Consider the following 23407-nt stretch of genomic DNA (forward strand, 5'->3'; position numbering starts at 1 on the left):
TTGGGCAATGCCTTTCCCTAAAAATTCAAGCTGATGTTCTAGAGCCGTACTCTTAAGGACAAACTAAACAGAAATAAAGGGATATCAACAAAAGGACCTTATATAAGGGGGATACATCATTTGGATAAAAGATACTTAGATTTGCTAGACGAAAAATATGATACCGAAGAAAAAGTGGTTACAGAAATTATTAATTTGGAAGCTATTCTTAATCTACCAAAGGGAACAGAACATTTTGTCAGTGACTTACATGGGGAATTCCAATCTTTTCAGCATGTATTGAGAAATGGATCTGGGAGAATAAAAGAGAAAATCGAAGAACTTTTTAAGGATATATTATCTGAGAAAGGTATCAATGAATTGACGATATTGGTTTATTATCCCGAAGAAAAATTACAGTTAATTAAGAATAGCTTCGACAATAAACAGGAATTAAACGGGTGGTATGCTGAAACAATTAATCATATGATTAAACTCATTTCTTTTGCCTCTTCTAAATATACACGCTCGAAATTACGTAAAGCATTGCCTGAACAGTTTGTTTATATTATAGAAGAGTTATTATACAAAACGGAAGAAGAATCCACAAATAAGGAACCTTATTACACCAAAATTGTTCAGCAAATTATTACTCTTAATCAGGCTGATAAGCTTATTATTGGTCTTGCATATTGCATGCAGAGGTTGGTTGTGGACCATCTTCATGTAGTGGGGGATATATATGATCGTGGACCTGAGCCTGACCAAATTATGGAAACACTCATTAATTATCATTCTGTTGATATTCAGTGGGGAAATCATGATGTATTATGGCTAGGTGCGTATGCTGGTTCCAAGGTTTGTCTAGCTAATATTCTCCGTATCTGTGCTCGGTATGATAATTTAGATATTATTGAAGATGTGTATGGAATCAATCTAATACCACTTCTAAATTTAGCTGAGAAATACTACAAGGATAATCTGGCTTTTAGACCGAAAAAAACTTCTGGAAAAGATCTATCAGAGGATGAAGAATTACAAATCACAAAAATTCATCAAGCAATTGCCATGATTCAGTTCAAACTTGAAATTCCTATCATTAAGAGACGACCATTCTTTAATATGTCAGGAAGGCTATTACTTGAGAAAATTGATTATGATAAAAACGAAATAGTGATTCATGGAAAGACATATCCACTGGAATATACTTGCTTTGCAACTATTAATCCAGAAAACCCAAGTCAATTGTTAGAGGAAGAACAGAAGGTAATAGATAAATTATTATTTTGTCTTCAACATTCGGAAAAGTTGGCCAGACATATGAACTTCCTTATGAAGAAAGGCAGCCTATATTTGAAATATAATGGTAACTTATTGATACATGGCTGTATCCCTTTAGATGATAAAGGAAATATGGAAAAAATGATGATTGAAAATACAACGTATGACGGTCGGGAGTTATTGGATGTCTTTGAACATCATTTACGATACGCTTTTGCACACCCTGAAGAAACCGATGATCTTTCTACAGATATGGTCTGGTATTTATGGACAGGCGAATATTCATCACTCTTTGGCAAGAGGGAAATGACAACCTTTGAAAGGTATTTTATTAAAGATAAAGAAACTCATAAAGAGAAAAAGAATCCATATTACTATTTACGGGAAAAGGAAGAAATCTGCCGCAAAATTTTAGCAGAATTTAATCTAAATCCCGATCATGGTCATATCATAAATGGGCATACGCCTGTTAAGGAAATTAAAGGGGAAAACCCAATTAAAGCAAATGGAAAAATGATTGTTATTGACGGTGGCTTCTCAAAGGCCTATCAATCGACTACAGGGATTGCTGGGTATACTTTATTATATAATTCATTCGGTATGAAATTGGTTGCTCATAAACATTTTAATTGCAAAGAAAATCTCTTGCAAAATGGCATGGATGTTTTATCAATGAAAAGAATAGTGGACAAAGTGGTAGAAAGAAAATTGGTGCTGGAAACAAATGTAGGGGAGGAATTATTAGAGGAAGTCTCTGCTTTGAAGGGGTTGATGGAGTATCGTTATATGAAGTAAATTTAATTATTTGAATCGAAAACAGCTCTTGATGAATTGAATGATATTCTTTAGCCACCATTAATTTTCAATCTGATAAATAGACGGAAAAATTCCGCTTAATTTGTAATTACTAATGAAAATAGAATAAATAGGCGGAGAGATTCCGCCTATTGGCTTGAAAAATGTGAAAATAAGGGATATTGCTTTGCTTAGACGGAAAACCTCCGCTTATTTACCCCGAAACGAGCTCCATTTTGCATTTAACCGGAAAATCTCCGCTTCTTTTACTTTTGCAGGTTACTTAATAACAAAAGGGGTACTCGAGTGAATTTTATTCATTGGGTACCCCTTCATCTTTTTTAAAACACTTTCGTAGTCCAATCCTCACAATTCCAAATATCGGTCGCAATTTCACGATAGAAATCAGGTTCGTGGGATACCATCAAGATACTTCCGCGATATGCCTTTAAAGCACGCTTCAATTCTTCTTTTGCGTCCACATCTAAGTGATTGGTAGGTTCGTCTAGGATTAATAAATTCGTTTCTGTGTTAATAATTTTACACAAGCGAACTTTGGCTTTTTCGCCACCAGAAAGGACTTCGACTTTACTTTCAATATGTTTTGTCGTTAATCCACATTTTGCAAGAGCAGCTCGGACTTCAGCCTGATTCATACTTGGGAACTCGCTCCAAATCTCTTCAATACAAGTGTTGTAGTTAGACTGTTTAACTTCCTGCTCGAAGTAACCAATGTGTTGATACTCACCACGTTCCACTTTACCCGAAATGGGATTAATCAACCCAAGAATACTTTTTAAAAGAGTAGACTTACCAATACCGTTGGCACCTACGAATGCAATTTTTTGTCCGCGTTCCATTTTTAAATTTAGAGGTCGAGAAAGTGGTTCATTGTAACCAATAACAAGATCTTCAGCCGTAAAAATATAACGACTAGCTGCACGAGCTTCTTTGAAGTTAAACTCTGGTTTCGGCTTCTCTTTCCCTAATTCAATAACTTCCATTTTGTCGAGCTTCTTCTGACGAGACATCGCCATATTACGAGTCGCAACACTTGCCTTGTTACGAGCAACGAAATCTTTCAAATCAGCAATTTCTTGTTGTTGACGCTTGTAAGCGGACTCTAGCTGTTGCTTCTTCATTTCATATATTTTTAAGAAGTTATCATAGTCACCAACATAGCGGTTCAACTCTTGGTTTTCCATGTGATAGATCAAGTTAACAACATTGTTCAAGAATGGAATATCATGTGAAATCAAGATAAACGCATTCTCATATTCCTGCAGGTAGCGCTTCAACCATTCGATATGCTGTTCATCCAAATAGTTTGTAGGCTCGTCTAGTAATAGGATTTCAGGCTTTTCCAGCAAAAGCTTAGCTAGCAAAACTTTCGTACGTTGCCCGCCGCTAAGATCATCTACATCTCGATCGAGTCCAACTTCATCTAATCCTAGACCACGAGCAACTTCCTCAACTTTTGCATTAATTCGATAGAAATCATTACTATCTAAAGTTTCTTGCAGCTCTCCAACTTCTGCAAGTAATGCATCGATATCAGCACCTTCATCACCCATTTTTGCATAAAGCTCATTGATCTCTGATTCAGCATCAAAAAGATATTGAAAAGCAGCACTCAAAGCTTCACGCATCGTAGTACCTTTTTGAAGCACAGCATGCTGGTCTAAATAACCAACACGAACTTTTCGTGACCACTCAACTTTCCCCTCGTCGGGCTGCAACTTCCCCGTAACAATATTCATGAAAGTAGACTTACCCTCACCATTTGCCCCAACTAGCCCAACGTGCTCTCCTTTTAAAAGGCGAAAAGACACATTATTAAAAATCGCACGATCACCGAAACCGTGACTTAAATTTTGTACGTTTAATACGCTCATTTTTTTACCCCTTATCTAATGTTACATATGCATGTGGATATCATACTAGATTTAGACCGGATTTTCTATCTTGAAGTTATTTTTTGTACGTAATGTAATTTTAAAACTTGCCCAGTCTTAGGACTGGGTTTATTTCTTATTTCGGAAATTCAACCATCGCCTGAAAGGAACATTTTGTGTTTGATAATAAGTTATAAAGCATGATATAAGTGTAAAAGAAGTGGAACATTTGGCTTTATATTTTTTGGCCGAGTGCGTAAAGTTATATCCATAATGAGAGGATTTGAGTTTAAATTGATAGATAATTTTTGGCGTGATTTACCACGACCATTTTTTATACTTGCACCAATGGAAGATGTGACAGATGTTGTTTTTCGTCACGTAGTAAGTGAAGCGGGTCGACCGGATGTATTTTTCACAGAGTTTACAAACTCGGATAGCTATTGTCATCCAGAGGGCATGAAAAGTGTGCGTGGCCGTTTGACTTTTACAGAAGATGAACAGCCAATGGTGGCACATATTTGGGGGGATAATCCCGAATATTTCCGCCAAATGAGTATTGGCATGGCAGAGCTAGGATTTAAAGGCATCGATATTAATATGGGCTGCCCTGTACCGAATGTGGCATCGAGAGGGAAAGGCAGTGGCCTTATTCTGCGTCCAGACGTTGCGGCAGAACTTATTCAAGCAGCAAAAGCGGGCGGACTGCCTGTCAGCGTGAAAACACGACTTGGCTATCAGGAGGTTCAGGAGTGGGAGGAGTGGCTAACGCATATTTTAAAACAGGATATTGCGAACCTTTCTATTCATTTACGTACACGAAAGGAAATGAGCCAAGTAGATGCGCATTGGGAACTAATTCCGGAAATCAAAAAATTACGTGACCGTATTGCACCGAATACGCTACTAACAATCAATGGAGACATTCCTGACCGTCAAACTGGGCTGCAACTTGCTGAACAATATGGTATTGATGGCGTTATGATTGGGCGGGGTATTTTTAAAAATCCTTTTGCTTTTGAAAAAGAGCCAAAAGAGCATAGCAGTAAAGAATACCTTGATCTTTTAAGACTGCAGCTTGATCTTCAAGATCGATATGCGGAAGTACTGCCGCGTTCAATCACAGGGCTTCATCGCTTTTTCAAAATTTATGTCAAAGGATTCCCTGGAGCTGGTGAATTAAGAAATCAATTAATGAACACGAAATCAACAGATGAAGTGCGTGCATTGCTTGATAATTTTGGGCCAAAGAATCTTGATGGAATGGCTGAAAGAGAAGGTGTTCCTGATGGCAAATAGTAAAATGAATCCTAAGGTTGATAAATATTTAATTGATGGTTGTATGCGTTGTCCGCTGGGGGCTACTCCCGACTGTAAAGTCAACAATTGGCCGGAGGAATTAGAGGAATTAAGAATGATTGTTCTTGACTGCGGGTTGACAGAAGAATTGAAATGGGGAGTTCCTTGCTACACATTTCAGAAAAGTAATGTACTGATAATAAGTGCTTTTAAAGAATACTGTTCGCTTAATTTTTTCAAAGGTGCCCTGTTAAAAGATGCCCATCGGATTCTAGAAAAGCCAGGGGAAAATACGCAAGCAGGACGCCTGGTAAAGTTCACCAATGTTAAGCAAATAGTTGAGCTCGAACCAGTCTTAAAAGAGTATATTTATGAAGCCGTTGAAGCGGAAAAAGCTGGTTTGAAAGTGAATACTAAAAAGAATCCAGAGCCAATTCCTGAAGAGCTTCAAAATAAATTTGAGGATATCCCTGCCTTGAAAACTGCTTTTGATGCATTGACGCCGGGGCGGCAAAGAGCATACATTCTTCACTTTTCAGCACCCAAACAATCCAAAACCCGGGTGTCAAGGATTGAAAAATATATGGAGAAAATTCTCGCTGGAAAGGGATTAAATGATTAGTTGATTCGATGAAAATAGCCGTTCCAAATGGAGCGGCTTTGTCTTTTATTTAATCCGAAATAATTCATATCCATTCCCTTTGGTAATCCATTTTTGTTTTTTTTCTTTATCGCTTAATGCTTGATGAAGCTTAAATAGCGCTAAGTTTTTAGCTGTTTCATGGGTACCGCCATAACAATCATGAACGGTTATTTCCCCATTCGTTGCAGAGATAATGTATCTATCTTCGTCAAGCCAAATACGATATCTAACTTTTCCGTGCCGATACCAAATCCAATTCCGAATTTTCTTTATCAACCACGGCATTAAATTCACCCCACTTTCTCTTACTTTTAAAATTCAACATTTGTTATGTGCTTCCTATAGAATGATTTGGATATATTGTGACGTTTTCAAAAAATCTAAAAACAAAACTATTTTTATTATATGTAAATAATAAAGTCTGAAAATTGGTAAAATAAAAAATAGTTGAATACTTTAAAAATATTCAATTTACCAAAAACTAATAGTTTTATATGATTTTTAGGTATGATATATTAATAAAGTATTAATGTTTTATCTATTAAAAATAATCTAAAAAGGGGTACATTGAATGAAAAAGATTGGTTTATTTAGTTTATTTTTAATCCTTACGATCTTTATCGCAGCATGCGGAAGCAAGGAAACATCAACATCCGGAGAGAAAGCGAAAGATGAAAAGGTATATAAGGTTGGAGTAGATACCACTTACCCTCCATTTGAATATAAAGAGGGAAATGATTATAAGGGTATCGATATCGATTTGATTAATGCAATCGCGAAAAATCAGGGTATTAAAATTGAGCTTAATCCAATGGATTTTGGTGGAATTATTCCAGCTATGCAAGCTAATCAGCTTGATGTAGCCATTGCCGGAATGAGTATTACAGATGAAAGAAAAAAGGTAGTAGATTTTTCAACACCGTATTTTGATGCAGGATTAACAGTTGTTGTTAAAAAAGACAATTCAACTATTAAATCAGTTAATGATCTTAAAGGGAAAACTGTTGCCGTTAAAAAAGGAACAACAGGTGCCAAATATGCAGAAGATAATGCATCGAAACTAGAAATTAAAGTCGTTCAATTCAACGATAGCCCGGCAATGTTCCAGGAAGTTTCTAATGGAAATGCAGATGCGCTTATCGAAGACTATCCTGTAATTTCTTATGCTATTGCCCAAAAAGACCTTGGTTTGAAAATCGTTGGCGATCGCTTAAATGGCGACCAATATGGAATTGCTGTTCTAAAAGGACAAAACCAGGATGTATTAAAGAAGATTAATAAAGGCCTTGAAGAACTCAAAAAAGACGGAACCTACGATAAAATTGTAGAAACATACCTTGGCAAAAAATAAATATCAAATATAGGGCGCGCTTACAGCGCGCTTTTTCTTCTAGAAAGGGGATGAAAAAGAGTGGATATTATTACGGCAGCATTACCAATATTATTAAAAGGACTTGAAGTCACACTTTATATATTTGTTATTGCTATTATTCTAGGGTTTTTAATTGGTTTATTAATGGCCTTGTTACGTCTTGCTCCTTTTAAAATCTTGAATTGGATTGCGAAGGTATATGTCGATGCAATTCGTGGAACTCCATTTATCGTGCAGTTATTTTTTATTTATTTTGGAGTAAATTCACTGCATTTGGTTTCCCTAAACAATACGACAGCGGGTATTATTACTGTTGCGATCAATGCTGGGGCATATTTTGCAGAGATAATTAGAGCGGGTATTCAATCAATTGATAAGGGGCAAACAGAGGCAGCTAGGTCGATTGGTTTTACGTCTACACAAACGATGCGTTTCATTATCCTGCCTCAGGCGTTTAGAAGGATGCTCCCTACTATTACAAACCAATCCATTATTAGTTTAAAGGATACTTCTCTGTTATCGGTTATTGGTATTGCTGACTTAACACAACAGGGTCAAATACAGGCTGCTGCAACCTTTGAAGCCTTTAAAATTTGGCTGACTGTAGGTGTCATTTATTTTATCATTATTTATCTATTAACCATACTTGCTAACTTTATAGAAAGGAGGATCGAGATGCGATGAGCATTATTACTGTAAAAAACTTAAGAAAATCATTCGGGAACCTAGAGGTATTAAAAGATATTAATGCTGAGGTTCAAGAGAAAGAAGTTATCTGTGTAATCGGTCCTTCTGGATCGGGAAAGAGTACATTCCTTCGCTGCTTAAACCGCCTGGAGGAAATCTCTGGCGGCGAAGTAGTGATTAACGGACATAATATCACTGACCCGAAAATTAATATCAATAAAGTCAGGCAGGAAGTCGGAATGGTCTTCCAGCAATTTAATCTGTTCCCTCATAAAACTGTTTTAGAAAATATCACGTTAGGGCCGATTAAAATTCTTTCTAAAGATAAAGCGGAAGCTGAAAAAAAGGCTCTTGAGTTACTTGATAAGGTAGGACTTAAAGAGAAAGCAGGCAGCTATCCGGGAGAACTGTCCGGCGGACAAAAACAGCGGGTTGCCATCGCAAGGGCACTGGCCATGAATCCAAAAATCATGCTTTTTGACGAACCGACTTCTGCACTTGACCCGGAAATGGTCGGGGATGTATTAGAAGTTATGAAACAGCTTGCCAAAGAAGGTATGACGATGGTGGTTGTGACGCATGAAATGGGATTTGCCCGAGAAGTTGGAGACCGTGTCATTTTCATGGATGGCGGGTATATTGTCGAAGAAAATGAACCGAATCAGTTATTCGGCAACCCACAGCATGAGAGAACAAAGGCTTTCTTAAGTAAGGTGCTATAAACTAAAATAGCAGGATCATTTTATAGAGGGGGAACCTAAAAGTAGAAATACTTTTGAGGTTCCTCTTTTTTAAAATAACCTACTGAAAATAGGCTGTTTTGCTGATAATGAGGATATAGATCATCTTTTGAAAATTCTCCTTCTAAAATGGAAGGTCAAAAGAATTTTTTCAATAATTTTAAAATTATTTACCAGTGTGTGTTAAACCACACATCTGATATGATAGTGATATGTTATCTTAAATATATATTACTTTTGGAGGTAATGGGAAATGCAACTTATTCTAGAAAATACTAAAAATACCAAAAGTGACAACCAGCCATTTTCAAGGACTAATCCTTTTCAGGCGAAGGTTCTAAAAAATATTAATTTAAATGGGTCAGGCTCTAGTAAAGAAACAAGGCATATTGAGTTATCATTAAAAGGTTCAGGCCTATCTTACAATCCTGGTGATGCACTTGGCGTTGTCCCTGCAAATGACCCGGAACTTGTGGCTGCCCTTCTTGAGGAAATGGCCTGGGACGAAGAAGCGGAAGTAACGGTTGGCAAGCAGGGTGAGACACTGTCACTTAAGGAAGCGCTGACAAGCTACTTTGAACTTACACTGCTATCGAAGAAGATTTTACAACAGGCAGCAACATTCACTGAAAACGAAGATCTGCAAAAGCTTATTTTGGTTGAAAATGCTGCTCAGTTAAAGGAATATTGCTATGGGCGAGACCTGCTCGATATGTTACGTGATTTTGGCCCATGGAAAGCATCTGCACAGGATATCGTTTCTTTATTAAGAAAAATGACACCGCGCCTCTATTCTATTGCAAGCAGTATTGCTGCTAATCCGGAGGAAGTTCATCTAACTATTGGGGCTGTTCGCTACACATCACATGGGCGTGAGCGAAAAGGGGTTTGCTCTGTTTTATGTGCAGAACGTGTTCAAGAGGGAGATACCTTGCCGGTCTTTGTTCAGGCAAATAAACACTTCCATTTGCCGGAGTCCGGTGATACAGATATTATTATGGTTGGTCCGGGGACAGGTATTGCACCATTCCGCTCTTTTATTCAGGAACGTGCCGTTAATAAAGCAGCTGGCCGCACATGGTTATTCTTTGGGGACCAGCATGCAGCATCAGATTTCCTATACCAAGCAGAGTTGGAAACCTATCAAAAAGATGGGGTCCTGACAAAGCTTGATACTGCCTTCTCCCGTGATTCAGATCAAAAAGTTTATGTACAGCATAAAATGCTTGAACATGGCAAAGAATTATTTGATTGGCTGGAAAAAGGCGCTTACTTCTTCGTTTGTGGAGATAAGGAACATATGGCTAAAGACGTCAATGATGCGCTAATTACTGTGATAGAAAAAGAAGGTGCGTTTGACCGTGAGGCAGCCGAGGCATATCTGAAGGAGCTGCAAAAGCAAGGACGTTACCTGCGCGATGTTTATTAAAATAAAAAGATGTTAAATACATTTAGAAAGGAACCTTTCGTTCGATTGGACGAGGTTCCTTTTTTACTTAATGATAATAAATTGAGGTAAAATAATGATATGAACAAATGAAGGGATTGTGGAAAGTGGCTAATAACGAAGAAGATGTCAAAAAGCAAATGGAAGTCTCTGGTCAAAATTATTCCGATGATAAGTTCTGGGATAAATTAAAGAAATTTGCCAAAAAGGCGGGTTCATCCGTTGTATATGCAGTTTTGCTCTTATACTATACACTTCAAAAGCCGGAAGTACCGGCTAAAGCAAAAACGATCATTATAGGCGCTTTGGGATATTTCATCCTGCCATTAGATTTAATTCCTGATGTTGCGGTTGGTGTCGGGTACACGGATGACTTAGGAGCGTTAGGAGTCGCGCTATTGCAAGTTGCTATGTACATTGATGAGGACATAAAAAATAAAGCAAAAGAAAAACTTAAAGATTGGTTTGGCGAACACGTCGACACATCAGATATTGACAAAAAGCTTGTTTAAAGGATTTTTAGCGGGAAATTGGGAGGAATAATAAGATGAATCGAAAAGCAGTTGTTGCTGGGGCGACCGGCTTGGTAGGAAAGGAGCTCGTAAAGCTTTTATTAAACAATCCGGCATATACAGCTGTTACGCTTATTGTCCGGCGGCCAACAGAGATTGCCCATCCAAAGCTGCAGGAGAAGATCGTCGATTTCGACCGATTGGAGCAATCCGATGTAGATTTGGCGGGAGCGGATGTGTTTTGCACTCTTGGAACGACGATTAAAAAAGCAGGCAGTCAAAAGGCTTTCCGCTTGGTAGACTATGAATATCCGCTGGCACTTGGCCGAATGGCAAAAGCCCAGGGGGCGAAGCAGTTCCTCATTATTACATCAATGGGAGCAAATCCTTCATCCCGGACATTTTACATTCGCGTGAAGGGAGAGGTTGAGAAGGAATTGCGTGAACTTGGTCTTTCCGCATTACATATTTTCCGGCCATCGCTTTTACTTGGTAACCGGGAGGAGTTTCGATTCGGAGAACGCATTTCGGCAGTCCTTTCTAGTATACTGTCACCGCTCTTCTTAGGAAAACTGAAAAAGTACAAGCCTGTACATGCGGAAACAGTAGCAGGTGCAATGCTTCGTATTGCGCAAAAAGGCATTTCAGGAATCCATGTATACGAATCAAACCAAATTGTACAAGCATAGCTAGCTTAGAGGTTTCCGGATATTTTTTTAGACAGTATAATCAGGGATGGGAGATGAGACAAATGAATAAAAAAGACATCGCTAATATCCGCAAGGAATTTAAATTGGACAATTATCGAATGAACATTCGTGAAATCTTCAATGTTTACGTTCAAAAAGAATCAGGAGAGATTTATCACCAAGTCAGCCAGCCATTTCAAATGTTAGAACAGGAAACGCAGGAATTGTTTTTGAGAAACTTTAAAAAAGTTTTGACAGGCCAACTTGATGCCAAATTGTTTGAGCTGAAGTTCACGCGTGATGTGGAAGACAGCACACAATCATTCCTCTACGAAGGATTGCAGGCGGACTCGGAAGACTGGCAAGAATACATGCTGGAAATTGTCACAAAAATGTTTGCGCGTGGGGCTTATGAATTTGATACAGTTGTAACATTTATTCGGGCGGAATACCGAAAACAGACGAAGAAGCGGAACCAGGAGTCCGAAGAAGGCGGGGATGATGAGGTTTATTCCAGCGGAATTATCCTTTGCAGCCTCAATAAAACCGATCAACCGAAAAAGGCATTAATGTTTGATTATATCGAGAAAGAATTCAAATCCTATAACTTTGTGGATCCTATTATTAATTTAGACTCCCCATTATCGGGTTTTCTGTTCCCTGCTTTTAATGACAATGCAGCAGATGTGAACCATATTCTTTACTGTGCTGGGAAAGCAAATCAACCTGATTTCACATTTATTGAAGAGGTTCTCAATTGTGAAGACATCATTACGGCTCAGGAAGATAAGGACAGTTTTGATCAGGTCTTAAAAGAAGTAATAGGAGACGAAGTAGATTCCGCCGTTATTTCAAATGTTTACGAGGAAATCGATAGGGTAGTACAAGAGAATATAGAAAACGAGGAAAGTGAAATTCCTACATTAGACTATCGGGACATCGAACGGATCTTAACAGTCAGCGGTGTCGAAAATATCGATACGGCCAAAGTGGAACATGCTTTCAAAAGTGTCGTAGCGGACGAAAAACATGAATTCAAAGCGAGCAGTTTAGTTCCAAAAACTATAAAAATCAGCACTAAGGTTGCTGAGGTAACCATCAACCCGAAAGACTTGAAAAATGTCAAATATATCACCTTCGAAGGAAAACGATGTTTATTGCTCGAAGTTGATGAAGAGGTGGTCGTGGAAGGATTTCGATTGGAATCGACGACACTATAGTTGGATTGGAAAGATTATACACAATAAAAAAACTGCTGGGAGAAGAATCCCAGCAGTTTTTGAAAATTATGTATATATGTATAGGAGGAAATATCATGAAAAACAAGATAAAAGAAAAGATGCTGAAAGGTGAAAAAACTTTGGGCACTTTTCATGTAATGGGAAGTGCTGCTGCTGTTGAGTGTTTAGGATATGCAGGACTTGATTATGTGGTCGTCGATTCAGAACACGGACCATTCGATGTGGAAAGTGTTCAAACGTACATACGTGCAGCTAAATTGGCCGGTATTACTCCGCTTGTTCGGGTTAAAGACGGACATCGAAACTCTATTCTAAAGATGCTGGATGTAGGTGCAATGGGCTTAATCATTCCTAACGTACAATCTGTTAAAGATGTAAAAGACATCATAAAATACGGAAAATATTTTCCAATCGGTGAACGCGGCATTGCTCCAACCAGCGGCAGCTCATTCTGGTATACAGACTATGCTTCACAAGGATTGGGCCATTATTTCGAAGTCAGCAACAACGAAACCTTAATCATCCCACAATGTGAAACTCTTGGCTGCTTGGAAAGTATTGATGAAATCGTAGGCCTTAATGGTGTAGACGGGATCTTTGTAGGGCCGTTTGATCTGTCAACTGCCTTGGGTAAGCCAGGACAATTTGGAGCAGCCGAGGTAAAGGAGGCTATTAAAAAAATCCTTGATGCCTGCAAAAAAGCAGGTAAATTTGCCTTTATCTTTGCTGGAACTGAACCGGATATTCAGAAAGATTTTGAAATGGGATTCGATTCCGTTGCCTATAGTATGGATGCAATCGTCTTAACAGAAGCCTTTAAGAAAATTATCGCGAACACAAAATAGAAATTATAAATCTGGATGAAGATGAAGGCTACAAATGGGCTTATAGCCCTTTTTCTTTTTATTTGACATGAAACGGGTTTCATAATTTAGACTTATAAATGAATTGAAGCAAACGGTTGTGAATACAAATATTTGGGAATGTTACAAAGAAACGAACTTTTTAATATTATACTTTGAAAGTGGGACAGAATGTGAAACAAAGCGTGATATTTTTTGATATAGACGGGACGTTGCTTGACTCAAAAAAAGAACTGCCCGCAAGCACTAAGGAGGCAGTTTTCAAACTAAAGGGACTGGGACATGTCGTTGCAATCGCCACTGGACGTGCTCCTTTTATGTTTGAAGATTTGCGAGAAGAATTGGATATTGAAACATTTGTCAGCTATAACGGACAATATGTTGTGTTAAATGGGGAAGTGCTATATACCAATCCATTGAATACGACTTCGTTGGAAAAACTAACTGAAACGGCGCTTATAAATAATCATCCCGTTGTCTTCATGGACCATGAGGATATGAAAGCAAATGTGCCGGACCATGCCTACATTAATGAAAGCATTGGAACATTAAAAATTAATCGAACTCCTACGCACGACCCGCACTATTACAAAGGGCGAGACTTGTTTCAAACGCTCCTGTTTTGTACGGAAGGTGAAGAAAAGCAATACGAACGGGATTTCAATGACTTTGATTTTATAAGATGGCATCCTCTCGCTGTTGATGTTCTTCCAAAGGGAGGGTCAAAAGCAAAAGGAATTGAAAGGATCGCTGAAAAACTAGGAATTCCTCCGGAACGGCAATATGCCTTTGGCGATGCACTGAATGATATGGAAATGCTCACAACCGTAGAGAATAGTGTGGCAATGGGGAATGCAGAAGAAAAGGTAAAAAAAGCCGCAAAATATGTAACCAAATCCGTTGATGACAATGGAATTTTCCACGGCCTGAAAATGGTCGGGTTACTATAAAGGAATGGCAATCTAAAGAAAAGAAACAATTTCTAAACTAGCGATTAGAAATTGTTTCTTTTTTTATTTACCAGGAAAGTATAAATTCAACTACGCCTCATGAACCGTCCTAACGGACTCGCCAATCGGCGAGTTTTTATTTAATGTAACCTCCTGTTCATCGTCTGTTCACACAGCGATTATAAACTAAGGATGTCATTAAGGAATTGGGAGGTATGAACATGAACATTGCATGGAAAGAAATGAAGAAAAATAAAGCACGGTATTTGATACTAGGTTCGATCGTTTTTCTCGTCAGTTTACTCACGTTTATTATATCTGGTTTGGCCAATGGATTATCACAAGATAATGCAGCATTAATTAAAAATCTGCCCGATGGAACATTTTATATGACCAAAGATGCAGATAAGAACTACAACCTTTCAAGAATAAATCACAGAATCCAAGAAAAAGTTTTAAACAAGCAAAAAAACGCTGCAGCTATTTCTATTCAAATGGGATTTTTGAATGACAGTGATGGGAAGCAGCGAAGCATTGCCTTTGTTACATCGACTGATTCAAGGCTGTTTAAAAATGTGAAAAAGGGAGAAATCATCCTGGACAAGTCGATGAAAGAAGATGGTTTTAAAATAGGTGAAACTTTTACAAACAATCAGTATAATGGCAAGTTTGTTGTTAAAGGCTTTGTGGACAACCAAAAATTCAGCCATGCACCAGTTGCCTTTATTAATATGGAGGACTACAAGGAAATGTACCGGGTTAACGATATGCAATTGATCTTTATACCTGGAGGGGATGGAGCACAATTCGCAGGCTTACAAGCTTTTTCTAACAATCAGTTTCTGAGCACGATTTCGAGTTATAAAGCGGAACAGATGTCACTTAATATGATCATCTGGTTTTTGGTAGTCATTAGCGGCATGTTATTTGCCATCTTTTTCTACATGATGAACGTTCAAAAAATCGGATTGTACGGTATTCTTAAAGCCATTGGTGTCAAAACGAGTGCGTTGTTTAAAATGATGTGGACTCAAATGATTTTTATAACAGCCATTTCGCTTAGTTTATCTGCTGCTCTAAGCCAAATATTTAATATGGCGGCACCTAAAGGATTGCCTTTTCATCTAACCCTTGAAACAACCGTACAATTGTCCATCATTTTCCTATTGATTGGCTTTATTGGGGCTACACTATCTGGTATACAAATAAAAAAAGTCGAGCCATTGCAGGCGATTCAACAAGGAGAGATATAATATGACTATATTTACAATTGATGAAGTACGGAAAACTTTTTCAAGCGGTGAAATTAATGAGGAAATCCTGAAGGGAATTAACCTTTCTTTAAAAGAAGGTGAGGTAACCGCCTTAGTGGGTGCGTCAGGCTCCGGTAAAAGCACACTCCTTACGATAGCGGCAGGACTCCAGCCGGCATCAGACGGGCAAGTAATATTTGAAGGGCAAAATATAACTACGATGAGTTCAGAGCAGGTGCGAAAAATCCGAGCTAATCATTTCGGGTTCGTGTTTCAATTTGCCCATCTGGTACCCTTTCTGACCGTAGAAGAACAGTTGTTTCTAATGCTGAATGTATCGGAATCTAAACTAAAGAAACGTGAGCAAAAAAAGGAAATTGCTAAGATCTTAAAATTAGTTGAAATGGATCATCGGAAAAATGCCTACCCAGCTTCTTTATCCGGTGGGGAAAGACAGCGGGTTGCCATTGCCCGAGCCATAATCCATAAACCAAAAGTCCTTTTTGCAGATGAACCCACTGCCAGTTTAGATTCAAAAAGGTCTAAAGATGTGATGACGTTAATCAGCAATTTAACAAAAACGCTTAACATAACAACCTTAATGGTGACTCATGATGAGGAAATGCTGTCATTTGCTGACCGTATTATTAAAATGAGTGATGGACAGATTTTACCAAGTGCAGTTTAAATTTCATAGATAGAGAAAAATAGGAGAACCATGAATGCCAAATATTTTAATTGTTGACGATGATATCAATATATTAAAGCTATTAAATATACACTTAACGGAACAAGGCTATACGGTATTCCAGGCGAAGAACGGAATGGAAGCATTGGAGATGCTGAAAAAGGATGCTTGTGATTTAGCAGTAGTGGATGTAATGATGCCATTTATGGATGGCTATGAATTAACAAAAGAGATTCGTAGAGATTACGACATTCCAGTTATTCTTTTGACGGCAAAAAATCAAATCGAAGATAAAGAGCTGGGATTTAAAGCCGGAACAGATGATTATCTCGTTAAGCCCTTTGAACCCAGGGAGTTAACATACCGTATTAAAGCGTTGTTAAGGCGATATGATCATCAAATAGATGATTCGATCCTCAGAGTTGGCAGTACAACAATCAACAAAAAGAGCTATGAAGTTCAGAGTGGCAACCGAACATTACTCTTGCCTTTAAAGGAATTTGAACTTTTATATTATCTCGCATCTAATCCTAAGCAAGTTTTTTCCAGAGAAAACCTAATTGAACAAATCTGGGGCTTGGATTATGAAGGGGATGCGCGAACCGTAGATGTTCATATAAAAAGATTGCGAGAACGGTTTTCTAAGCTGACGAATGACTTCCAAATAAAAACAATCCGTGGTATCGGATATCTATTGGAGGTCCAACATTAATGAAAACACTTTATGTGAAATTTATCGTAATTACGATTGGAATGATGTTGATAAGCTTTATCTTAGCTTTTGTCGTCTCCAATATCTATTACCAACAAAAATTGAAGCCTTATAATGACGATAAAAACACAAAGGTGGCATTAGATATTGCTGCCTTTGCTGAGGGGCATCCTGAAATTAGCCTGACAGAGTATCTAAAAAGCATCACTAAAGTCGGTTATCAAATTTACCTTGTAGATAAGGATGGAAACCGAACCTTTTTTGGTGATCCGTTTCGGGATAAAAGTCTTCCCCTTTCCATTCAACGGGATGTATTAAAGGGAGATATTTTTCACGGGATGCTTCATTTTCCACAGGAAACATTTGTTACAGGCTTTTTTGCTGATGAACTAAAGAATACGATCGGTGTTCCATTGCAACATAAAGGAAAAACCTATGCTCTTTTTATTAGGCCGGATATTAAGTTCCTTTTCAACGAGATGCACATTTTATTTGGTTGGATCCTTGTACTGGCCATTACTTTGACCATTGTGATGGTCCTAATTAATACAAAATATTTAGTGAAGCCAATTTCTAACCTGACCAAAGCGACAAAATCACTGGCAAACGGCGATTTTAATGTGGAATTGGATAGTACCCGCCATGATGAGTTAGGGGAACTTTCCGAGAGTTTTTCGCGGATGGCGAGAAAATTAGCACAAATGGAAGACATGAGAAAGGAATTTATCTCGAATATTTCACATGATATCCAGTCGCCGCTTTCCAATATTAAAGGATATACGAACCTATTAGAAAATCAATCGTTAAGTAAAGAAGAAAGAGAACAATATTTATCCATCATTAATGGTGAAATTAGCAGGCTTTCCACCTTAACAAAGCAATTATTGCTCCTCGCCTCGCTAGATCGAAATGAGGATATTTTAAGGGAAAATCCATTTAATGTTGGCGCGCAAATCAAGGAATTGGTGCGAAATCACCAATGGGCAATAAATGAAAAAGAGATTATGCTAAGCTATTCCCTGCCGGATATCGAGATTGTCGGCGACCCCTCAATGCTGAATACGGTCTGGGGTAACCTTCTGTCCAATGCTATGAAATATAATAGACCAAATGGGACTATTGATATTTCCATTGAAAAAAGAGGAAAATCCGTTTACGTGACTTTTGAGGATACAGGAATAGGGATGAATAATTTGGAATTAGAAAGGATCTTTGACCGCTTTTATCGGGCAGACAAGGCACGAACTCGAACCATTGAGGGGACAGGGCTCGGTTTATCCATTGTTAAGACAATTATCGACCTGCATGGTGGTCACATTGATGTAAGAAGTAAAGAAAATGAAGGGACTACGTTTATAGTTGAATTACCTGTTTGATAATGTTTAATTTAAAAAGAGGATAGCTGAATAAAAGCAGCTATCCTCTAAATGTTAGAACGTCAGAACAATTTTTCTTGCTGAATCTATACCGTTTTCTATGCAATCAGGGATTCCTACGCCATAGTAAGAACAACCGGCAAGGATAACCCCCGGGTAAGCGGCTGCCATTTTTCTCTCGAGTGCTTTGACACTTTTAGGATGGGTAATCAAATAATTTGGCATCTGCTCGGTCCATTTGGTGATTTCACTGTCAGCAGGCTTGGCGGTAATGCCAAGAGCTTTGTTAATATCGCCAAGCGCAACATTGAGTAGTTCTTCTTGGTCCATTTCCTTTAATGTAGCGAAGGAAGGGTGGCTGCTTTTATAAAACAATCTGACAAGCAGGTTCCCTGATTTTGATGTATGCTCCCATTTCCGACTTGTCCAAGTGCAGGCGTTGCAGGACAACTCATCTGTATTCGCGGCGATAAACCCTGTTCCATCAGCAGGTAGGACACTGTCAGGCACGTCAAAGCCGACATACACACTAATCAATGAACTGTTTTTCAACCCAGCGAAATCTTGTGACAGGTCCGGGTCAGTGATTAAGGATTCAGCAGCCGTATGCGGAATACAAAGGATAATGTAATCCGCTTCGATGATTTCCTGATTGTTTAGAACCACTTTGTAGTAACTGCCTTCTTGTTCTATTTTCGTGACATTTGTATTTAGTAAAATTTCCGCTTCATTAAGCTTTTCCTCAAACGCATCGATAAGCGAGCCTAAGCCATTTTGAAAAGAAAGAAACTTTCTTTCTCCGCCTTTAAATTTCTGCTTATTGGCTTCAAGGCCTTTTATAATACTTCCGTATTTTTCTTTATAATCGATTAAATAGGGAAGGGTGGAGGCGATAGTTAAGTCACTAAGTTTACCGGAATAGACACCTGATAGGACAGGGGCAATTTGTTTTTCAACCAATTCACTTCCAAGAAAATGCTCCAGAAAAGAACCGATGGAGTCATTCTTGGTGAACGTTTCATTTTTTGTATAAAAATCCTTCAGTGCCGCCACTTTTCCTTCGACAGAAACGAGTGTGCTTTTTGCCAGCGATTCAATGCTTGCAGGAATACCGAAAACTGCATCATCCGGAATGGGCTTTAATTCTCCATCAATGTATATATAGGAACTACCTGTTGCATTGTAAACAACTTCCTTTTCTAAACCTAGTTCTTCAATTAAAGGCATTGTCTCCATTTTCCGGGAGACAATAGAGTCTGCCCCCGCTTCCATTACGAATCCATTTTGGTTGACGGTTCGGATTTTCCCGCCAAGCTGCTGGGACGCTTCAGCCAGTACCAGCCTCAGGTCTGATCCGTTTGTCTTCTTCCATTTTTGCAATTCATACATGGCTGATAGTCCCGTAATACCGCCGCCAATCACTACGACTGTTTTCACTGCTGCCACCTCTTAAATATTTCATACTTCGTCACTTTTTTAAGTTTACCATACCTCGGTAAAAAACATTTATATGCTCAATGGTTTTTTGTAGGATGGCAACGGTTTAAAAACGCTCTGATTTTTCCGGATATTATTAGCTAAATTACAACAATCTAGAAATAATGATTGGGGATATTCCGATAACACAATTTCGTTTTATAAAGGGGTTCATTATTATGGTAGAGTTTTTTCAAGAATTTAACCCTATAACTCAAGCATTCATAGCTACTCTATTTACTTGGGGAATGACTGCAATTGGAGCCGCCCTGGTTTTTGCCACGAAAACAATCAACCAGAGGTTAATGGATAGTATGTTAGGATTTGCGGGCGGTGTCATGATTGCGGCCAGCTATTGGTCATTGCTGGCTCCGGCCATCGAAATGTCGGGAAATAATCCTATAGGGACTTGGTTTCCGGCAGCCTTTGGATTTTTAATAGGAGGCATTTTTTTATGGGGCATCGATAAGATTTTACCCCATCTTCATCCGAATGCGCCGATTGGTAAAGCGGAAGGATATCATCCGAAAGGGAGAAAAAGAAGTACATTGTTGGTACTCGCTATCACATTACATAATATCCCAGAGGGGCTGGCAGTCGGGATCGCATTCGGTGCACTTGCAAATGGAGGAACCGAAGCGTCTTTAGCCGGAGCTTTGACGCTGGCCCTTGGTATCGGTATTCAAAACTTTCCTGAAGGCGTTGCGGTTTCTATGCCATTAAGAAGAGAAGGAATGTCCCGTAGAAAGAGCTTCTTATACGGTCAATTTTCGGGTATGGTTGAACCGATAGCTGCTCTCATCGGTGCATTTGCTGTCGCATTTATTGAAACGTTATTACCCTATGCATTGAGTTTTGCGGCTGGGGCCATGATCTTTGTGGTGACGGAAGAAGTGATTCCAGGTTCGCAAGAAAATGGCAATAAAGATTTGGCTTCCATGAGTTTAATGGTTGGTTTCGTGTTGATGATGATTCTAGATGTGGCATTAGGTTAAAACTTATAAGAGAATTTTTGGGATTCATCAGCCGGATGTGAATGAAAAATAGGTTGCAATCAAAATATGTCAAGCAAGTTGACATTTAATAACGGAATTTTGTATAGTAAGTGGCGAAGATGATGATTGGAGTGAGTCGTTTGAGTTCCGCCTCTGAATTACAAAATTTAGATCTTATAGATTTATTAAGCGAGCGTCATACTTTGGTCAGAAGAATTTCGGAGAAAGCATGGAATGATCAAAGTGATATATATATTTCAAATTCTGAGTGGTATATCATGGCCAGGATTTATAAAAAGAGGCCTACCATCTCGTATGTTACAAAAAACGTAGACATTTCCCGTCAGGCGATCCATAAATTTATGAAAAACCTTGCTGCAAAGGGATTAGTGGAAATCAGCAATGCAGAAAACAACAGAAAAGAGAAGTGCATCCAGTTAACAGCCTTAGGGGAAGAATGCTACGAAAAAAACGCGGCTCTTAAAGAACAGTTTGAGAATAAAATTGCAGAAAAAATAGGTGCTGAGCAACTACAAATCCTTAAGGAGCTATTAAAGTTAGATTGGGGAATAGAATAATCATTGCTAGTCGAAAGAGAAACCTCCTCTTGTTAATACAAAAGGAGGTTTCTCTTTCGTTGAAAATAACTAATTATTTTCAGTTATTAAATCAATGATCATTTCATTTATTTCTCCAGAAGTCGTTTCAAGAGAAATAGCTAATTCTTTAAATAGGATACTTTGTATTGTGTCCAAAAGTTTACGGTCTTGTTCATAAAGCTTTCTTCCGCGTAATTCGACATCAATTTTTTGCCTCATAAGCGTATTTACCAATTTGGCAATTTCTTTTCGATCACCTGAATTTACAATATTCGAATATAACTGGTGACGGATGTTAGGTTTGTCATTCCATTTTACCCCAGGATATTTAAAGGACTCAATTATTTCATTTGCTTCCTCACTATCAGGAAGTTCATGCATAACTACTTTACTATTATGAACTGGAGTACTTATTGTTAATTGATTATTGCCTTCCGTAGGATGTAATACATAATACAGGCTTGTTTTACCAGATACTGTTTTTTCACAAATATCATCAATTTTGCATATGCCATGTACGGAATAGATGACCATATCTCCAATACTAAACATTTGATCACTCCAATTCAAATTGATGTCAACTAAGTTGATAATAACATAATACCATTTAAAAAAAATTTTGTCAACTTGGTTGACGTTAGAAAAAATTTTTTGATATAGTTAGCTGGTCCGTTAGTATGTGGGGGTGTGCAGCGGGATTGGAATACAAGCTGATTGGAATGATTGAAATTAATCGGCTGACTTTGATAGCAAAATTAGTTCCTGGATTGTTACCTAAAATCGGTAAGTCATGGGAATTATGGGTCTAGTGATTACATTAGGTCCAGCTTTAGGACCAACACTTTCAGGGGTCGTTATCAGCACTTTAGGCTGGCATTATATTTTCTGGATTAGCGCTGCTTTTTATGTACTACTGACACTTGCTGCTGTAGCGAAAGTTGAAAATGTAGGGGAAATTACCAAACCTAAAATCGATGCGTTATCCATAGTTTTATCCACAATCGGTTTTGGCGGATTAATTTATGGTCTGGCTTCTATGGCAGGCGCACCGTTTACTGCTCCTATAGTATGGGCACCTTTACTGGTGGGGATTATCGCCCTTGTATTATTTGGAATTCGTCAAAATACAATGGATAAGCCGATGATTAATTTAGGGGTATTCAACTATCCGATGTTCACATTAGGAACAGCGATGATGTTCTTAAGTATTTTAGTCATTTTATCGACCTCTATTTTATTGCCAATGTATTTAAAGGGATCTTTATTATTTAGTGCTGCGGTGGCTGGTTTATTATTACTGCCAGGTAATGCTGTCAATGTTATTCTGTCACCGATTGTTGGAACGCTGTTTGATAAAATTGGACCACGCAAATTAGCATTGGTGGGATCCATTATTGTATTGATTGGTAATATTATTTTCGCAGTCGCCATTTCGGCCGCAACACCTGCATGGCAAATTGTCATGGCATTTATGGTTTTATTCTTTGGGTTAACGATGGTAACAATTCCATCACAAACAAATGGACTTAATGCATTGCCGCGTGAGTTTTATGCAGATGGGTCAGCTGCCATGAATACATTGAACCAAGTTGCTGGTGCATCAGGTACAGCGATTGCCATTACTTTGCTTACTGCTGGTCAAACTGTCTTTGCCAGTGATGTTCCCGAAGCCTCGCAGGCAGAAATTTTAGCGGCTGGTGTAAAATATGCCTTCTACTTTGTTACAGGAATTTCAGTTGTTACGTTAATCTGTTCTTTCTTTGTCAACAAACCAAGCGAAGTTAAGGCACAGTCTCAAATTGCGGTGAAATCAACAGCAATTGTCCGCAACTAGCAAAAGCTAAATTTTTTTAGAAACCATTCGTAAAAGTGTTTTTTACGAATGGTTTCATTTTTTATAGGCAATGTTAAGGAT

The 23407-nt window shown here is 38.3% G+C and carries 23 protein-coding genes; 19 read left to right on the plus strand and 4 right to left on the minus strand.

Annotated features, from left to right (window positions below):
* The first annotated feature begins 120 nt into the window (after nt 1-120).
* Nucleotides 121-2055 carry a fructose-1,6-bisphosphatase gene (locus KHB02_RS17835; protein ID WP_213146580.1) on the plus strand — a complete coding sequence of 645 codons (1935 nt, stop codon included), beginning with the start codon at nt 121-123 and terminating at the stop codon, nt 2053-2055.
* Nucleotides 2056-2396: 341 nt separating this feature from the next.
* Here the strand turns inward: KHB02_RS17835 and KHB02_RS17840 are convergent, their stop codons facing one another.
* Nucleotides 2397-3950 carry an ABC-F family ATP-binding cassette domain-containing protein gene (locus KHB02_RS17840; protein ID WP_213146581.1) on the minus strand — a complete coding sequence of 518 codons (1554 nt, stop codon included), beginning with the start codon at nt 3948-3950 and terminating at the stop codon, nt 2397-2399.
* 273 nt (nt 3951-4223) lie between these two features.
* Between KHB02_RS17840 and KHB02_RS17845 the strand changes: the two genes are divergently transcribed.
* Nucleotides 4224-5249, plus strand: coding sequence for a tRNA dihydrouridine synthase (locus KHB02_RS17845; protein ID WP_277398291.1), 1026 nt, complete (start codon nt 4224-4226; stop codon nt 5247-5249).
* Nucleotides 5239-5871: a YdeI/OmpD-associated family protein gene (locus tag KHB02_RS17850; RefSeq protein WP_213146582.1), complete on the plus strand. Its 633-nt coding sequence runs from the start codon at nt 5239-5241 to the stop codon at nt 5869-5871. The genes KHB02_RS17845 and KHB02_RS17850 overlap by 11 nt, the downstream gene beginning before the upstream one ends.
* Nucleotides 5872-5916: 45 nt before the next feature.
* On the opposite strand, the gene KHB02_RS17855 is transcribed toward KHB02_RS17850, so the two are convergent.
* Nucleotides 5917-6177 carry a hypothetical protein gene (locus KHB02_RS17855; RefSeq protein WP_213146765.1) on the minus strand — a complete coding sequence of 87 codons (261 nt, stop codon included), beginning with the start codon at nt 6175-6177 and terminating at the stop codon, nt 5917-5919.
* A 286-nt stretch (nt 6178-6463) separates the two neighbouring features.
* Here KHB02_RS17855 and KHB02_RS17860 point away from each other — a divergent pair, with 286 nt between their 5' ends.
* The 13 genes from KHB02_RS17860 (at nt 6464) to KHB02_RS17920 (ending at nt 18422) form a co-directional block, all read left to right on the plus strand.
* Nucleotides 6464-7243 carry a transporter substrate-binding domain-containing protein gene (locus tag KHB02_RS17860; RefSeq protein WP_213146583.1) on the plus strand — a complete coding sequence of 260 codons (780 nt, stop codon included), beginning with the start codon at nt 6464-6466 and terminating at the stop codon, nt 7241-7243.
* Between the two features lie 60 nt (nt 7244-7303).
* A complete protein-coding gene (locus KHB02_RS17865; RefSeq protein ID WP_213146584.1) occupies nt 7304-7948 on the plus strand; it encodes an amino acid ABC transporter permease in 645 nt (214 codons plus the stop codon).
* A complete protein-coding gene (locus KHB02_RS17870) occupies nt 7945-8673 on the plus strand; it encodes an amino acid ABC transporter ATP-binding protein (RefSeq protein WP_277398292.1) in 729 nt (242 codons plus the stop codon). Before KHB02_RS17865 ends, KHB02_RS17870 begins: the two co-directional genes overlap by 4 nt.
* A 271-nt stretch (nt 8674-8944) precedes the next feature.
* Nucleotides 8945-10120, plus strand: a complete 1176-nt coding sequence (locus tag KHB02_RS17875; protein ID WP_213146585.1) for a sulfite reductase subunit alpha — start codon at nt 8945-8947, stop codon at nt 10118-10120.
* Between the two features lie 158 nt (nt 10121-10278).
* Nucleotides 10279-10650, plus strand: coding sequence for a YkvA family protein (locus tag KHB02_RS17880; RefSeq protein ID WP_213146767.1), 372 nt, complete (start codon nt 10279-10281; stop codon nt 10648-10650).
* 35 nt (nt 10651-10685) lie between these two features.
* Nucleotides 10686-11339: an oxidoreductase gene (locus KHB02_RS17885; RefSeq protein WP_213146586.1), complete on the plus strand. Its 654-nt coding sequence runs from the start codon at nt 10686-10688 to the stop codon at nt 11337-11339.
* Nucleotides 11340-11401: 62 nt separating this feature from the next.
* A complete protein-coding gene (locus KHB02_RS17890) occupies nt 11402-12559 on the plus strand; it encodes a DUF4317 domain-containing protein (protein ID WP_213146587.1) in 1158 nt (385 codons plus the stop codon).
* 95 nt (nt 12560-12654) lie between these two features.
* Entirely contained in the window at nt 12655-13425 is a 771-nt protein-coding gene (locus KHB02_RS17895; protein WP_213146588.1) for an HpcH/HpaI aldolase family protein, read from the plus strand.
* A 191-nt stretch (nt 13426-13616) separates the two neighbouring features.
* Nucleotides 13617-14393, plus strand: coding sequence for a Cof-type HAD-IIB family hydrolase (locus KHB02_RS17900; protein ID WP_213146589.1), 777 nt, complete (start codon nt 13617-13619; stop codon nt 14391-14393).
* A gap of 221 nt (nt 14394-14614) precedes the next feature.
* Nucleotides 14615-15646: an ABC transporter permease gene (locus KHB02_RS17905; RefSeq protein ID WP_213146590.1), complete on the plus strand. Its 1032-nt coding sequence runs from the start codon at nt 14615-14617 to the stop codon at nt 15644-15646.
* 1 nt (nt 15647) lies between these two features.
* The gene (locus tag KHB02_RS17910) at nt 15648-16334 is read left to right on the plus strand and encodes an ABC transporter ATP-binding protein (RefSeq protein WP_213146591.1); all 687 of its coding nucleotides are present in this window, start codon (nt 15648-15650) and stop codon (nt 16332-16334) included.
* A gap of 34 nt (nt 16335-16368) precedes the next feature.
* Nucleotides 16369-17046 carry a response regulator transcription factor gene (locus tag KHB02_RS17915; RefSeq protein ID WP_213146592.1) on the plus strand — a complete coding sequence of 226 codons (678 nt, stop codon included), beginning with the start codon at nt 16369-16371 and terminating at the stop codon, nt 17044-17046.
* Nucleotides 17046-18422, plus strand: coding sequence for a sensor histidine kinase (locus KHB02_RS17920; protein WP_213146593.1), 1377 nt, complete (start codon nt 17046-17048; stop codon nt 18420-18422). The genes KHB02_RS17915 and KHB02_RS17920 overlap by 1 nt, the downstream gene beginning before the upstream one ends.
* A gap of 54 nt (nt 18423-18476) precedes the next feature.
* On the opposite strand, the gene hemG is transcribed toward KHB02_RS17920, so the two are convergent.
* Nucleotides 18477-19859: a protoporphyrinogen oxidase gene (hemG, locus tag KHB02_RS17925; RefSeq protein WP_213146594.1), complete on the minus strand. Its 1383-nt coding sequence runs from the start codon at nt 19857-19859 to the stop codon at nt 18477-18479.
* A 218-nt stretch (nt 19860-20077) separates the two neighbouring features.
* On the opposite strand from hemG, the gene KHB02_RS17930 reads away from it, so the two are divergent.
* Nucleotides 20078-20893, plus strand: coding sequence for a ZIP family metal transporter (locus tag KHB02_RS17930; RefSeq protein WP_213146595.1), 816 nt, complete (start codon nt 20078-20080; stop codon nt 20891-20893).
* Between the two features lie 122 nt (nt 20894-21015).
* A complete protein-coding gene (locus KHB02_RS17935) occupies nt 21016-21471 on the plus strand; it encodes a MarR family winged helix-turn-helix transcriptional regulator (protein ID WP_213146768.1) in 456 nt (151 codons plus the stop codon).
* 69 nt (nt 21472-21540) lie between these two features.
* Here the strand turns inward: KHB02_RS17935 and KHB02_RS17940 are convergent, their stop codons facing one another.
* Nucleotides 21541-22044, minus strand: a complete 504-nt coding sequence (locus KHB02_RS17940) for a CarD family transcriptional regulator (protein WP_213146596.1) — start codon at nt 22042-22044, stop codon at nt 21541-21543.
* 247 nt (nt 22045-22291) lie between these two features.
* Between KHB02_RS17940 and KHB02_RS17945 the strand changes: the two genes are divergently transcribed.
* Complete coding sequence (locus tag KHB02_RS17945; RefSeq protein WP_277398294.1) at nt 22292-23326, plus strand: MFS transporter; 1035 nt, start codon at nt 22292-22294, stop codon at nt 23324-23326.
* Nucleotides 23327-23407 lie beyond the last annotated feature (81 nt).

The sequence above is a fragment of the Neobacillus citreus genome (assembly GCF_018343545.2).
Taxonomy (GTDB): Bacteria; Bacillota; Bacilli; order Bacillales; family Cytobacillaceae; genus Neobacillus; species Neobacillus citreus.